Source organism: Bacillus pretiosus (assembly GCF_052947655.1).
This window is the reverse complement of sequence record NZ_JBRFUV010000002.1, coordinates 18513-33001: the sequence shown is the minus strand read 5'-3', so window position 1 is coordinate 33001 and position 14489 is coordinate 18513. Positions and strand designations below refer to the sequence as shown.

Here is a 14489-nt window from a genome sequence, read left to right as displayed (position 1 = left end):
CCTTTTATCTCATAATTTTAATTGGGGAAAGGGAGGCGAAAAATGGTTTAAATCAAAGTAACACCTGAAGTACTAGAAGACGTCGCTAATCGTGCAAATAATACCAGAATCGCATTAGAATCTATACATAATAATCTATGTAATGAAATAGATCGTTTATGTTTTCAATGGATTGGTGACTCTAATCAACAATTCGTTCAAATTTTCAACGATGCGAGACCAAAAGCTTTTACATCTATCAATTCGATTATAAAAGTGGAAGAGGATTTGAAACGAATTGCCGAAAAATTCCGTACCGCAGATGCTTCATATGATGAAAATCTTGAAGAAGGAGCAATGTGTGGTCCGTTAAATAGTGAGAAAAATGATGGATCTTTACGTGATAAAGTTTGGCATGGCCTCAAAGAAACTTATGAGGATTTTAGTAAAGTAAAAAATTCCGATGAGTCTTTATATGATAAATTTAAACATGGTATCGATACAGCTTATAAAGATGTGAATAAAATAAAAGACACTATAGATGATGAAATCGAATCTGCTTTTGAAAAAGCTGGATTAGGTGTCCCCTATCACTTAAAAAAGGGAATGGGAGACGCTATAGTTGATGAATTATTAGGACTTGCAGATGCAGTTATCCATCCAATTGACACATTTAATAACAAGATTGAAGCCGTTTCTCACCCAGTCGAGACGTTCAATGCGATAAAATAAACAATTTCTGATTCTTGGAATCGTGATGTTACTAATGGTGACTCGTATAGTGGTGCAGAATGGTATGGAAGCGCGGCTGGTCATACTATATTGGCTGTTGGACAACTATTCGTAGGAACAAAAGGCGTGGATAAAATTGCAATGTTGAACCCTGGCACAAAATTAGCTGAGATTTCACGAACTGCTAATCAAAGCTTGCAAGACGCTGCATCCTTATTCAATCGTAATCACAATGAGTTTGCTTTAGCTGGTGGAAATAATATACGCTCTGTATTTGATACACCTGATTTTAGACAAGCTGAAGAAAAGCTATCGACCCATCAGTTTGCTAAAGGAGAAAATACCACTACTGTGAAACCCGGTGATAGCAGTTCACTTACTCCAAGAGGCGGACTAGCTGCACATGAAGCTAGAGGTGGGCATTTACTTGAACGACATGTAGGAAAAACGGATGAAGAACTATTACAAAGAATACAAAATGATCCTAGAATAGCAGGTGCATCTACTTTTACTGATAGGGCATCAGCTGAAAAAATAGCGGCTACCGTCTTGAATAACCCTCGTAATCAAGCACGCATTCAAAGTTGGTTAAATAGTCCAAGGGACAATAATTTAATTTTACGTTATCATGGTACTGAAATAATTGGACGAGGTGTAATAAGAGGTTCTATAACAGTTGAAGATATGTCAAATGCAAAAATTGTACTTAAGAAGGATAGAAATGGAAGTTTTATTTTAACTGGATATCCATCTTGATAATAGGAGGAAGATTATGTTATTAGAAGACAATTTCGATAATCTCGAAGATGATGAGGTATTTCAATTTCTAGCAGGTACTTTTCACCAAGATACTTTCTATGAAGAAGCGCTCCAAGAATTACTAGAAGAGGTATCAAAAGAGTATTTGCAAGATGCTGTTATTTTTCTAACTGAATTTATTCAAAGCGATTATAGTAATACCGAAAAAAATGAATACATACGGTATTCTGCAGATGGAATATATTTTGATGGGTTAGAAGTAACACCATTAGAATGGCTGGAACAAACAGTTAAAACGATAAAACAAGCATTAAAAAATAATTAGTAAAAATTGACCGCCCGTAATAGGCGGTCTTTTGTTCATATTACTTCACATACACATAGGCTTCATTTGCTGTTACATAGTATGTTTTCCCTTTGCTATTGTGTACTTTAAATTGTAGGGATCTATTGACGTTTATTTTTGTATCAATTGTGAAACCTAATCCTGCATCTACAGAACCCGCAACATCCTTATCCTGCCAAGATGGAGCATCGTAGATTGTTAACCTTTGAAACAACACGCTTCCCTACAATAGAAGAATCCACTGTGCTTTTCTTACTAAACTTCACATAAGATGGATCATTTTTAATCCATTTCTCACCGCCAAAATTTAACCAACCATCCTTTTCAGCCCATACAACATAAGCTTCTGGTTTGTTTAACTGACGAACCTTAGAATAGCTTGTACCAGGTCCTTTACGTAAGTTAACATTGTAACCTTCAATATACGCGATTCCGTCTGTTACAACTGTTGGAACTTCTGCTGGTTTAGATGGCTTTTCAGGTACAGAAATATCCACATTAGAATTATTGTATGCTCGTTGTACGTCTGCTCTAAATTGAGCTTCTGAAACGCCATGAGACTTTAAGTAATTAAGTGGATCTTCATGACCTGTACCACCCAGATATTTCGTCACATCGTAGTGAGTCCATAATCCTTTTTCTACTGACAATCCACGATCACGAAGGATTTTAGCCAATAACTTAACATATTTATCATAGCTGCGTTTAAATTTCTCATAATCGCTTGTTTCGCATAATTCTACATGAACAAATCGTTTATTAGCAGCAGGGCCACCGCCGTAAGCAATATACTTTGTATCCGCAATCTAATAGGAAGAAACTTGTTTAACTCCCCCTCATGGTAATTCCAAATTTAGTCTTGAAATTCTCTAAAACTCATTGTATTATATTTTTGTATTTTCTCAGTTACCAAGCCGAGGAAACATCATCACTTCTGAAAAGAACCCGAACTCTATCGGGTTCTTTTTGTAAAATTAAAACCATCCATTGTTTTGTTTAAATAGGTTAATCTATCAATTATATTAAATCAATTAATTCGACTATTACATATTAAAGTTTAATACATATACTATAGTAGATTACTAGAAAGGAGGCGTAACCATGGATAGTTGCGTTGTGTTTGTAAATGGACAACCTTTTTTAGTTCTCTCAGTAGCTGGTATTGAAATTGCTAGATTGGAGATTTCTCTTCAAGTAGCATTAGCTCTCTTTTTTATTTCTCCTTTATCTTTCCTTAACAACAAACAAGACGCCACCCAGATTGCGGTAGCGCCTACGATAATTCCTATACACTTAATCAAAATCATATTTCCTCACATTATTTATTTCTTTGCTTCCATACCCCATTCTCTTTACGATAAGTATTCTTGCCATTCATGAAGTCAGCTGTATTACCAGGAATGCTATATTTCTTATTCTTTTTCTTAGCCTTCTTCTTCAGTCTTTTCTCTTCTTGAATAGCTTGCAGATCCGCCTTCCATTGTTTCAACAAACCCTTTTCACGCCGCATCGAATTAGTACCCCTTGGATTAAAATGTGAACCAACTAATTAGATTCTACCTATTTATATAGATATCCTTTAACCCAAATGTCCATTTTGTTCAATAAAAAAAGAACACTATAAAGTGCCCTAAGCTTCTGAGTATTAAATATACGACAATGCCCAGCCCGTTCTAATGGCGCAACATAAAAGAGCTTTATAGCGGAATATATATAGCTCTCGGAAAAGGAATAAGTTAGTTGGCATTGACTCGATATTGTATGTTTGGGAATTCCTTATGTGCAATAAAAAAAGAGCCCTAAAAGGTGCTCGTCCGATACGATTATAAAGAATGAATACGTCGTGTTCAGTTATTAGTATATGCTTGTCTCATTCAAAGTTTTACTGGTTTAATGTGTAATTTCTATCTAACAAAGAAAAAAGCACCCGTTATGGATGCTTTTTTTGTATTTAATCCTTCTTCTCCTTTACCACCAAAGAGAATACATTGTCCAAATTAACCATACGATCTCCAAATCTGAAGAATCTAGCTTCTCTTGCTTGTATAGAATTTTCTATAGCAGCAACTGTTACTGTCTTTTTATGCTCAATTTCAAATTCGTGTTGTTTACCATCGACTGCTTCTATACTTATTATAAATTTTTTCATTTACTTATCCCCCGCCTCTCCCAATCTATCTATTCGACAGAAAAGAAGAATATCCTACAAAACAAAAAGCCATCACCGAAAGGTGACAGCTCCTAAAGGGGAAGAGAGAAAACAAATGGCAAAGTTTCTCTTAGATCAAGGCTGAGTACTCGCAACCTTATCCAAGCCACCGCATCATGTAATTTTTTAGCTCTTATTAGCTACGCACTTTACGTTCGGTGACTGGGAGAAGACTAAGAATAGTCCTCCCTATGAGAATTTGTCGTCCTGGTCAATACATCGGTTGTCGCTGACCTTAGCTGACCGTTGCCAAATTATAAAGGATTTATATCAAGACGTATGTGTTTCTTCCGACGCCTTGTTTGAACCAATACACTAAGGGGACGGAAGGGGAATATTTCCGCTGTATTGGCTCAAACAAAGAGTGGAACTCTTTGCCCTTGTTTTGGTCATTAATAAGAGTCGTGAATAATTACTAATGCACGAGATCACGTATACTGTTTTAGACTTTTAGAATGCAAGTGTCACTCAATCATGAGCAACCACCCCCATTCCATTTTCAAGACCGACATACTAGAGAGTAATAGACTTATATTTATCCCGCTTTAATGGGCAGTAAGACCCCCACCTCAAAATTTAGCGAAAGCAAAGAATTTAGGTGGGGGATCAACTGCCCATTAAAGTCCGATTGGTTCAACTAATAATCAGTGGGGGATGAAGAAAACCCCCACTGATTAAAGTTTCACTTTATTATCAACCCAGAGGACGCGTTCCGAACTAATTGATAAATACAAATTAGAAACAGCATGACGAATGCGAGTTATCTCACACCCGCCACCCTGGAATATGTCATTATTAATCATTTAAGGGAATCTTACCACCCTTATGGCGAGATTCTTACCGCCCATGCCCGCCCTGCCGCGGTATACTTTAAGGTGTACTAATCCTCTTCGATATGCGGTTGTCAAAGGGCTTGTACATATAATTTACCGTTATTTTCATTTGCAAAAACTCCCCAAAAAATATGCTATTTCTCTGCTTTTTCTCTGCCATTTTCAAATGATTCCTAATGTAGTAGCGATCCGTTTAATTGCACTCTTCTTCTCATAAAAGTATGAATTTTCATCATCAATTCGTTTTGTACGAATGAATCTTTAACTGGTTTGTTGTCTAAGAACTTCATAGTGATGATGTTTCTTTCATCCGCATCTAAGATATGTTCTAAAGTCTTCTCTATTTGTTTCACCTTTAATTCGCTTACTTTTCTTGAATTTCGTATCTCTGGAAACAGACTGATCCCTTCTTGTTCCACTTCATTATTGAGTCGCATCTTTAATGCACGGTATTCCTTTAAGATGCTGACTACTTCCTTTTGCACTTTCTTGTCATCGATTGCTGGTAATAAAGTTAATTGTTCCATGAAGGAATCCCCCTATTTCGAATTTTGGTTTTTGCATTCACATCAGGTACGTGAAATTTTACTATCTCTTTGTTGAATAAGAGAAACATGCATAGCGAGTATCCCCACCATCCCCCCTGCATAGTTCCGTTATCCATTAAGCCTTTAAAAATTTACGTTTCTTGTTGGCCATCTTCTCTTTCGCTGCTTCAATGCTATTCGCTACCTTTTGATGGTCCTGATCAAATTGAATCATGCCGTCAAACATAACTGGAGTTACTGCTTCGTCTACATATTGTAAGTAATCCACTGGCGCTCGTTCCATCTGTTCTACTAAGTACCCATAAATATCAAAGTCCACCCTCGGTATAGACTTCTTGCCTTTTGGTTGATGCGATATCCTTACGTAAGATTGAATGACTGATAGTGGTACTGCGAATACTGACTTGTCCTTGCTAAATTCAATAAGGAAGAAGCAAATTGCTCCCATCTTCTTTGCTTTCTCCAGGCAATCTAATTGATGCTGTGCAATGTTCTTTAAATCAAATCGTGTAGGATTCTCTGTGGACTTCGCTTCAAATGCTATAGCTCGCCCTTTATACACGCCATCATAATCTACTGTACTTTTAGCTTCATAGTAACCACTTAGTACACGACCACCTTTACTTATTAACACCTTCACAGGAGTCGGACGCTTGTTTATAAGTGCCACTCCCCCTCTTTGATATATTTCATTCGCTAGATTGATAAGCTTTTCAAAAGCCATACCACGGTTTCCTTGTCCCATTGTTATTCCTTGCTTTCTACTTTAATTGAATATGCAATATTTCATATTTTCTTATTATAATACTCCTTTATTAATAATTATTTTCTATCACACCATTGATATTCATTGATAAATCAACATTTGTAATTTAATTCCTGATGTTTAATCTCGCTAAAATACATTTAATTTATATATCAAAATAATTGTATTGGAATTTCTTGTTCTACACATCTATACGTATTTTATGTATTATATAGCAGAAGAGTAAGGTAAGAGTTACTCTTTGCCATTTTAGGAAAGGTCCTGTTGGAGACAACGGGGCCTTTTTTCGTAAAAGGATTATTTTGTTTGAATTCTCATAAAACACTTTTTAAATTCCTCAACATTGGAAATAGCTATATAATAAAATAGATTAAATGTTAGGAGTGCTATAAATGTCTGATATGATTAAACTCTGTATTGTAATAGCCGTTGCCTTATTTTTAATGTTTTCGATAATATCAGAGTTTAAGAAACCTCAAAAAGATATGTTTTGGTTCTCAATTGACGTAATGTTTCTCCTTGCAGCTTTTTTACTAATAAAAGACTATATCGTCAAACATTTAACGTAATCGACTGAATAAAACCCAATATTCCGTCAATAATATAGATAGGCGATGGCCAGAACTCATTTAATGAAGTCCCTAACCTTTCTCCTTTCCCCCTGTTGGAGAACCAGCCGAGCAGTTAGTTTTTGCTAGCTGCTCTTTTATTTATGAAAAAATATAAAATTGTTTATAATGACTCTTCTTTATTTCTCAATATAAAGATCCTTGGATTTCTTTTAACAATCTTGTAGTATATGAACAAAGAGTAAGGTAAGAGTTACTCTTTTCCATTTTAGGAAAGGTCCTGTTGGAGACAACAGGTCCTTTTTACATATAGAGATAGTTTTGTTTAATTTTTCACCATTAACCGCAAAAATATCTTATAATCGTTATATAATAAATTAATTAATGGATTAGGAGTAGATTAAATGCCAGTTACACTAGAACTTATTCTTTTCATTCTTCTAGCAATTTGTGCTATTGGCTATTTAGTAAAAGAATTTCAAAAAACTAGAAAAAGAACACTTGGAATTTTCCTAGAACTCTTGGTTCTTTTCTGGTCAATATGGAGAATATCGACTATCATAATCTGATTTATAAAACATGAAATCCTTCGAATAAAAATCAATATTATGTCCATAATGTTGATAGGCTGTATGCCAAAATCCATTTAGTTTTCTCTGTATCTCCTTGTATTGAGCAGTTAGCTTTTGCTAGCTGCTCTTTGTTTGTAAAAAAGCACTCAATTGACAAGAAACACATATAATATTCTGTGTTCCTTTCTATATGAAATAAGTTAGTCTTTACAAACGGATGATCTCGTCACGAGAGCACTTTATTAAGTGCTCTTTTCGTATTTCAAATACATACAAAATGAAATTTTTACCATGAAGATAATTATTAAATATTTTAAGCTCATACATTATAATGGAATAGTTATTGTATATTGGCAGTAAGAGGAGCGACCTGATTAAGGGCTTCTCTTTTTTATAAAATAGGATTATTGCAATCTACCTCTGTATATCTTCTTGATCTGCGTTTCAGTGAATCCCTTGTACACAGCGAACAATTCAGGGAACTGGCTTAAACACATGTCAATAATTGTGTCACCTGTAGTTCTAATAAAGAAGTACTTAACTTCACCCATGTAATCGTTGTGTAGGTAATAACTCCTAATCTCGTAATGGCAGCCATTAGCTTCCAAGACTTCATACAGCTTGATCTTTGTTTCATCTATATCAAATATCGATAACTGCCCTTCGTTTTCTTTTACATTCTGAAACTGTAATTTTTGTTCTTCATCTAATTCAAATTTCACATTTGCTTCTACAACCATCATTCATCCCCCTCAGCTATGAAAATAGCGTTTTTGTTTAAGATAATAGCTCTAGATTAATTGGACATATTTACCGATTTATTCACCACTAAATCCATGTTAAAATCTCTTGTGAGTACGACATAGCTCAATTTTATGAAGCCCAGTAACATTTTCTGCGGGGCTTCTTTTTTTCAACAAGCCCTTAGTTAACTGTGCTGACTACCTTGATTTACAAAATCACTTTTTTAATACATTTATGAAACATTCACGTGCTATCTTCATTACGCTCTTAATATTATATATACTTAATATACGAATATATGTTATAATTCCTTTGTGAAACATCATGTGTTTCAAATACAACATTTTCTTGATGACCTCTTATCTTTCCGTAAGAGGTCTTTTTTTCAAATAACTATTTTGTTTAAATTTACCTTAATTCACATTAAGTTTTCTTAACATTCGAATTAATGACTGTATAATATAATTAAACTATTTGTATGAGAGGTGATTATTATGAACTGGAAACAAAAATACAATCCAAAGTATCTCTTTTACCACATGTATAGCTATATTTATAAAGCCCTTGATGATATATCATGGTCCTTAAAATAATTGAGATTGTTATGAGTACACATTTGCTGTGTGCTCTTTCCACAGTTCCAAAAACGATCCTTAACTTTGTTTTACATGTCATAGCGCTATGCCTCCTAATCCAAATTCATGATTTCCTCTAAAGTTCTATCCGAAATATAAGTATTAATGATTTGTATCCTTTCGTATTTCTTTTTAGCCATTTCTATAGCCTCGCCCTCGGACTTCGCCTCAAACCAACGAAGCTTCCACTTTTCGTCTTTGTCGTAAAACTCTACTGAGTACGTCATAAAGCTATTACGCTTCAAAAATTTGTCCACGGTACTTGTTGCTGTGTAATTGAAACTTCTCACAACATCCTCTAGTGTTAGTTGTTTCATGCCCCCAGCCCCATCGGACGCGATTTAATGATATTTTTATCTGCCTGATCCATAATCAAAGCGGCAATTTCTAATTGATGTCTTCCCAACTCTTTTGCAATTTCAAGGATTCCTTTGCCTTCCTTCCACATTTCTTGCAATCGAATCACTTCGATCTCATCAAATACCAGGTCCCACTCTTCTAAAGCGATATACAAGTTACGACGCGATTTCTTCATGTACTTCCTCTGCTGCAACGCCATCATATAATTTTCCTTTTCCAAATCCGTTCCAAGTCTTGGCATCCCAATTCACCTCCAGTTGCAATTGATGAATCTCTCTTAACTCCGCCATAACAGCATGACATTTTCTATCCACTTCTTCAGGACTGCGATTCCCCGCTTCGCAAATACATGGTCCAAACTGATACATACCCATTCCAATGCTGTTCTGAATTACTCCCGTTCCGTTACACGCACACATCTCAAATCCCCCTTTTAAAATGGCAATGCTTTTCTTCTGTAATCCTTTGTATCTTTGAAAACTAGCGCCCTGAATTTATTGAAGATACGTGATACAATCCGTTCATCGTATGCGCCCTCTAAATGCTCTCCTGTAAGGTTTGTCGTAAAGATAGTGGATATTTACCTTGCCTTCCATCGAAAACATCGAATAATACCCTGTTAATGAAGTTTGTTGCTTTTGTATTGGCATCTAATGCGCCTAATTCTGCTCCCAAATCATCGACTATCAATACTTCTGCTCTTACTAAACTTCGTATAATTGCATCCTCAGTTAATGTAGAATCTTTATTGAATGTACTTTTAATCTTCCGTAGCAATTCACCAACTGTGACGAAGACAACTGACTTACCTGTTCCAGCAAGCTGATCCGCTATAGCGTAAGCAAGATGTGTTTTCCCCGCTCCGCAATTCCCGGCCATAATCGTGTTAAACACTTTCCCGTTGAGATAATCAGTTGCGATTACCTTTGAGAGTTCAAGGTTCTTTGCTCCTTCATCGCTAGTAGGTTGGTAATTATCAAAATTAGCTTTCTTGATGTTGCTATCAGCGATCATACTTTGTTGGTGGAACATGAATTTCTTCTCATTCGCCTTATCTGCATCGTATTTCGCTTGTTCCTGTTGCTGAAGCTTCCTACTATCGTTTTCAAGGAAACAGCGAGGGCAAACAACTTGTCCACCGAACTTCATCTTATTCATGCCATGCGTATCACATACATCAGAATCCATAGTCATATTCACCTTTTTGGCTATATCGGTTGGTATTGCTGCCGCTGCTCTCTGCATTGTTTTTCGCTCCTTTTTTAGAATTCATTTGGATTGTTAACTGGTCGAACTTTTCACGTAGCTTTTTAGGAGATAAAATGTTTCCTTGCCAGAATGGATCAGCTTGGCACCAATCAATAACATCCTTAATCTCTTGTAATTCACGGTTATCCTTTTCGCGCATTAATCTAAAGTCGTTAGCCCAAGAATCGAAGTTAGGTTCTTTTTGTTTAGGGTTATTACCCTTAATTTTTTCAAATAGATAATTAGCCCCGTTGGTGTCGCAGGTTTCAAACTTGTGACGGGAATGCTTTTCTTTCTTTCTTCTTTTTATCTTTTTCTTTATCTATATCTAATTCTTTATCTTCTTCTATATCTGTTGCGTCACTTTCTTCACCCTTATCTTCCAGTGCTAATTGCTGTTGTTTCTTGCGTTCGCGGTACTTTTTGTTTCGTTCTGCATTCAATTGTTTTACGCGTTCTAATCCATCAATGTTCTGATGCTTCTCCCAGTTCGAGATGCATATGTACTGATCATCTGTTACATCAATCATTCCGAACTGTTTAAATGTTTGTAGTGCCAGTCTTACAGTTGCTATCGGTCTATTAAAAAGTGTAGAAAGCATTTCTTCTGTAAAAGGAATGTTTTCACTCAAGAAAATGTAACCATTGGCATTCGTTCTACCTGCTTGAGACAACAATTTAATCCAAATAATTAGTAGTGTGTCTGCCTCTGGTAAGCTTTCAATCAACCGAATCTTTTCATCTTCAAACATACTAGATGAAGTAAAAGCGTACGAAGAAAGTTTAAAAAAATAACATTTGAACAAGTTTTCAATACGGATAGCATTAAAATTAAGATGATTTTAGTTGGAGGGAAGCACTCAAAAGAGTGCTTTTAGTTTGTTCTCAGACATAAATAAAATTAGGGGTGATGTGTGTGAAGAAGAGATTTATGGGGATATTATTGGCTGCTATATGTCTTATATTCACAGGTTGTTCAGCGAATATGAAATATGTAGAACATGAAACTAAGGAAAAATTAGAAGATAGTCCGTTAGGCCCATATATTGAAAAAGTCGATTATAAAGCTGATAAAAAGGAAGACGATACCACGCCAGTAAACATCCAAATACATGTAGATGAAAGATTCTCCGACTTATCAACTATGGAAAAATATGAAGTTTTGAACAATACATTTGAAAAGATAATGGGGTCTTTTAATTCTGTTTCTTGCGGTGAAAATAATTCATGCCGTTACCAGAAACTCAAAGTATTCTATGACGACGATATATATGTTATGGACATTTTTGACGACATACTTATTATTAATGATTTTGAAAAGTATACAAAAAGCGATTATAAGTCAGATATGAATACAGAAAGAGAAAAGAAAGAAAGAGAGTACGCTAATAAGGATAATACGCTTAATTCAAATAATACATCGCAAAATAACGGACAATATGCAAGTAACGGAATAAGCTATACGGTCATATTCGACTTTATGAAACAACAATATAACATCCTAACAAATAACGATGAAAACTACATACCTGAAGTCCATGATCCTCAGGTTGCTGAAATAGCTGCTAAACGTTTCGGAATTACAGCTAAAGAAGCTGGATACATTTACGAGAAAGTACAGATGGATACTTTTAATTAAAATATAGATTTTGTTCACTTTTACGATACATTTATGAAACATTCGTATGTTACGTTATAAAAGTCCTTTTTTTGAATCATTTTCATTCTGTCAAAAAGCCCTAGTCCCCTCTAGGGCTTTTTACGTTTAAATAAAGAAATGTACCGTATTTCTCAATGCACAACATTACTTAACATGGTAAAATAATATTTGGATGGGAGTCCAATACATATTATTAAAATTAAAGTGGTTCAAGTCGGAGAAAGGCACCTTAGGGTGTCTTTTCTTTATGGAAAAATCCCTACACAAAGTGCAGGGATTTTCATGCTACGAATATATAAAACTGATTATTTAATATATAACGAAGTGCGCCACGTATCTCTTGGATAATTTATTGAAGTCTTTTGATATTCAAAAGTCCCTTCTTGATGATTTGATGCGTCCCATTTATATTCCCAACCTACAATAGGATTACCACCAATTATTTGTGAACCAATACTTTTCACATCAAATCCATTCATTTTGGCAAAAGGAAACTGGCCATATCCTATTTCTTTTGTGTAAACATATAAGTAACTTCCCCCATGATCTTTAGTTGTACTAAAATTATTAGGAGTAATGTATTCAACTCCACCCAATTGTGATTCCACTTTTACTACACTTAAAGAAGTTAGAGGTGCTGCTGGTCCTGCTGATGCCTCCGATGCCATTCCTAACCCAACTACCGCTGCCACCGCTAATGATGATATCCCTAATGTAACTTTTTTAAACATATAAACATCCCCTTGTTTTTTAATAAGTACAAGTTTGATATTAGCAGGATTTTATAAGAATATTCTTTATTTTGGAAACGTTAACAAATTCTACTTTTTTTCAATATGCAATTTAGCATATTGATTGACATACAAAATAATCCATCCACTACTTTCAATATAAAAACTATTTTCAAATTTAATACTATTAACTCACTAAATTCTCATTAAAAGACTGGTCGTCTATACAATAGTTTAGTAAAATATAGGTATCTTTTAAGAAGAAAAAGCTAATATAGATCGACTAAATAATGTAAAGAAAATGTTTTATTGTATAAAAAAAGCTCCATTTCTGGAGCGCTCAAAAAATAATATAAGTAAATGAATTAAAACAAATAACAGACAATTAAACTATATAGATAAAACATAAATAAATCTATATATATTAAATATTACATATAAAACCCTATTTATTGAAGCTATAATAATCTTACTCGATGATTGTTATATTTTGTTATGGTTTTTAAGTAATAAAATACCTTCTTAACACCCATTGTACAAGGAAAAGAAGACATCTTAATCGATGTCTTCTTTTCTTATATGATAACAACACAATAAAATTAAGATGGTTCAAGTCGCAGGAAGGCACTTTGGGGTGTCTTTTCTTTATGGAAAAGGCCCACCTATTTCCCTAGGTGTGATAAATGGTAACCCTTATTACCATTTATTTAAATATCTCTAAGTTAATATTATACAATTCCAATATATTCAAATTGTATTTTAATTATATAAGTAGTGCAAAAGAAGTTAGGCCTTGTTATCATGTTCTACGAATTAAAATTATTTAAAGGAGGCTTTTTGGTGTTTGGTATATTAAAAAAACAATGTCGATTCAATAAAATGTCGGCAATATCGTTAGGGATTTTTGTGTTTTATATGATTTTAAAGCAACTTATCGCACTAGTTTATTTCATTAGTGATGAAGAGTTCGGTGGGATTAGCTTTTCGTTTGATGCAATTGATTTGTTAATTGTTCTAATAATTTATTTTTATTATCGTAGATCTAAAGAGCCCTTTACAAATCAAAATAATTTTACGATGAGTTTGCAAAAGAGCTTACTTTTAGGTCTAGTACTAACTGTAGTATGTAAATTTCTACCGCTGTTACTAGCAGACGTTATAAGTTTTCAATCATCTAATCAAGTTGAAGTAGAAAGCCAAGTAACATTACCCATTTTAGTTTTCGCATTTTCTATTGCTCTGGTAGCGCCCATTGGAGAAGAAATTGTCTATCGTGGTGTTATACAGCATGGAATTTTTAAAAATTCCTGGTTAGGTGTACTTGTTTCTTCAGCTATTTTTGCGGGTTTGCATGTTAGCCTTCTTTCTTTGGAAACAATTCCATATTTCCTTCTGGGAATTGGTTTAGGTTGTACTTATAAGTTAACCGGTCGTTTATATGTGGGAATTATAATGCACATGATTAGTAATTCGCTAGCAGTGATTGCTATTTACTATTTTTAATTAAAAGAATCTTATAGTATGATTCTTTTAATCCAGAGAATAAGAAGGAATATGTTAAATTCTCAAGTGAATATTAAGAAAATTAATTTGTTAATATCTTAAACCCAAAACAAACCGGACGGTCCGGTTTGTTTTGGGTTTATTATTTTCACTATTAATTCTACATAAAAAAGCTTGTAGCTTAAGTTGGAGGAAGGTACCTTTTTGTGTCTTTTCTTTATTTTCAAAAGGACCTGCTCAATTCATTCTTCAAAACATAAGGTAAAGTGAACCCATTAAACGTATGGAATGAACC

General features: G+C 34.4%; 11 protein-coding genes and 6 pseudogenes. 5 read left to right on the top strand and 12 right to left on the bottom strand.

Translation table 11 applies throughout. The features are described from left to right. Nucleotides 1–51 precede the first annotated feature (51 nt). Nucleotides 52–1467: pseudogene (locus tag ACU8YW_RS27370) on the top strand (WXG100 family type VII secretion target). A 16-nt stretch (nt 1468–1483) separates the two neighbouring features. Continuing rightward, a complete protein-coding gene (locus tag ACU8YW_RS27365) occupies nt 1484–1795 on the top strand; it encodes a contact-dependent growth inhibition system immunity protein (protein WP_000923399.1) in 312 nt (103 codons plus the stop codon). 40 nt (nt 1796–1835) lie between these two features. On the opposite strand, the pseudogene ACU8YW_RS27360 reads toward ACU8YW_RS27365, so the two are convergent. After that, a pseudogene (locus ACU8YW_RS27360) lies at nt 1836–2622 on the bottom strand (N-acetylmuramoyl-L-alanine amidase); the annotation flags it as partial. Between the two features lie 295 nt (nt 2623–2917). On the opposite strand from ACU8YW_RS27360, the pseudogene ACU8YW_RS27355 reads away from it, so the two are divergent. Continuing rightward, nucleotides 2918–3025: pseudogene (locus tag ACU8YW_RS27355) on the top strand (DUF3956 family protein); the annotation flags it as partial. 109 nt (nt 3026–3134) lie between these two features. Here ACU8YW_RS27355 and ACU8YW_RS27350 read toward each other — a convergent pair. From ACU8YW_RS27350 to ACU8YW_RS27305, 10 genes and pseudogenes are all read right to left on the bottom strand, one after another. Beyond that, complete coding sequence (locus ACU8YW_RS27350; RefSeq protein WP_446894138.1) at nt 3135–3326, bottom strand: hypothetical protein; 192 nt, start codon at nt 3324–3326, stop codon at nt 3135–3137. A 441-nt stretch (nt 3327–3767) separates the two neighbouring features. Further along, nucleotides 3768–3965, bottom strand: a complete 198-nt coding sequence (locus tag ACU8YW_RS27345) for a hypothetical protein (RefSeq protein ID WP_016119215.1) — start codon at nt 3963–3965, stop codon at nt 3768–3770. A gap of 1055 nt (nt 3966–5020) precedes the next feature. Beyond that, a pseudogene (locus tag ACU8YW_RS27340) lies at nt 5021–5385 on the bottom strand (ArpU family phage packaging/lysis transcriptional regulator). 136 nt (nt 5386–5521) lie between these two features. Continuing rightward, the gene (locus tag ACU8YW_RS27335; protein WP_426934676.1) at nt 5522–6151 is read right to left on the bottom strand and encodes a Holliday junction resolvase RecU; all 630 of its coding nucleotides are present in this window, start codon (nt 6149–6151) and stop codon (nt 5522–5524) included. Nucleotides 6152–7717: 1566 nt separating this feature from the next. After that, nucleotides 7718–7963: a hypothetical protein gene (locus ACU8YW_RS27330; RefSeq protein ID WP_426934686.1), complete on the bottom strand. Its 246-nt coding sequence runs from the start codon at nt 7961–7963 to the stop codon at nt 7718–7720. A 782-nt stretch (nt 7964–8745) separates the two neighbouring features. Further along, nucleotides 8746–9009: a hypothetical protein gene (locus ACU8YW_RS27325; protein WP_426934677.1), complete on the bottom strand. Its 264-nt coding sequence runs from the start codon at nt 9007–9009 to the stop codon at nt 8746–8748. Then, nucleotides 9006–9251, bottom strand: coding sequence for a helix-turn-helix domain containing protein (locus tag ACU8YW_RS27320; protein WP_426934687.1), 246 nt, complete (start codon nt 9249–9251; stop codon nt 9006–9008). Before ACU8YW_RS27320 ends, ACU8YW_RS27325 begins: the two co-directional genes overlap by 4 nt. Continuing rightward, nucleotides 9208–9471 carry a hypothetical protein gene (locus ACU8YW_RS27315; RefSeq protein WP_426934678.1) on the bottom strand — a complete coding sequence of 88 codons (264 nt, stop codon included), beginning with the start codon at nt 9469–9471 and terminating at the stop codon, nt 9208–9210. Before ACU8YW_RS27315 ends, ACU8YW_RS27320 begins: the two co-directional genes overlap by 44 nt. A gap of 14 nt (nt 9472–9485) precedes the next feature. Then, a pseudogene (locus ACU8YW_RS27310) lies at nt 9486–10246 on the bottom strand (ATP-binding protein). After that, nucleotides 10230–11052, bottom strand: a pseudogene (locus tag ACU8YW_RS27305) (putative phage replisome organizer). The pseudogenes ACU8YW_RS27310 and ACU8YW_RS27305 overlap by 17 nt, the downstream one beginning before the upstream one ends. Nucleotides 11053–11210: 158 nt before the next feature. On the opposite strand from ACU8YW_RS27305, the gene ACU8YW_RS27300 reads away from it, so the two are divergent. Continuing rightward, nucleotides 11211–11939 (top strand): hypothetical protein, encoded by a 729-nt coding sequence (locus tag ACU8YW_RS27300; protein ID WP_242015969.1) that lies wholly within the window; start codon nt 11211–11213, stop codon nt 11937–11939. Nucleotides 11940–12265: 326 nt separating this feature from the next. Here ACU8YW_RS27300 and ACU8YW_RS27295 read toward each other — a convergent pair whose 3' ends face one another. Further along, on the bottom strand, nt 12266–12691 hold the full coding sequence (locus tag ACU8YW_RS27295; RefSeq protein ID WP_426934679.1) for a DUF4879 domain-containing protein: 426 nt from the start codon (nt 12689–12691) through the stop codon (nt 12266–12268). Nucleotides 12692–13531: 840 nt separating this feature from the next. Between ACU8YW_RS27295 and ACU8YW_RS27290 the strand changes: the two genes are divergently transcribed. Continuing rightward, nucleotides 13532–14194, top strand: a complete 663-nt coding sequence (locus tag ACU8YW_RS27290) for a CPBP family intramembrane glutamic endopeptidase (RefSeq protein ID WP_176546164.1) — start codon at nt 13532–13534, stop codon at nt 14192–14194. The last annotated feature ends 295 nt before the right edge of the window (nt 14195–14489 follow it).

Excerpts from the sequence above, each read along its gene's own strand:
- ACU8YW_RS27345 (WP_016119215.1), bottom strand. The coding sequence starts at position 3,965 with ATGAAAAAATTTATAATAAGTATAGAAGCAGTCGATGGTAAACAACAC.
- ACU8YW_RS27365 (WP_000923399.1), top strand. The coding sequence starts at position 1,484 with ATGTTATTAGAAGACAATTTCGATAATCTCGAAGATGATGAGGTATTT.
- ACU8YW_RS27335 (WP_426934676.1), bottom strand. The coding sequence starts at position 6,151 with ATGGGACAAGGAAACCGTGGTATGGCTTTTGAAAAGCTTATCAATCTA.
- ACU8YW_RS27350 (WP_446894138.1), bottom strand. The coding sequence starts at position 3,326 with ATGCGGCGTGAAAAGGGTTTGTTGAAACAATGGAAGGCGGATCTGCAA.
- ACU8YW_RS27315 (WP_426934678.1), bottom strand. The coding sequence starts at position 9,471 with ATGTGTGCGTGTAACGGAACGGGAGTAATTCAGAACAGCATTGGAATG.
- ACU8YW_RS27300 (WP_242015969.1), top strand. The coding sequence starts at position 11,211 with ATGTGTGTGAAGAAGAGATTTATGGGGATATTATTGGCTGCTATATGT.
- ACU8YW_RS27325 (WP_426934677.1), bottom strand. The coding sequence starts at position 9,009 with ATGAAACAACTAACACTAGAGGATGTTGTGAGAAGTTTCAATTACACA.
- ACU8YW_RS27320 (WP_426934687.1), bottom strand. The coding sequence starts at position 9,251 with ATGGCGTTGCAGCAGAGGAAGTACATGAAGAAATCGCGTCGTAACTTG.
- ACU8YW_RS27295 (WP_426934679.1), bottom strand. The coding sequence starts at position 12,691 with ATGTTTAAAAAAGTTACATTAGGGATATCATCATTAGCGGTGGCAGCG.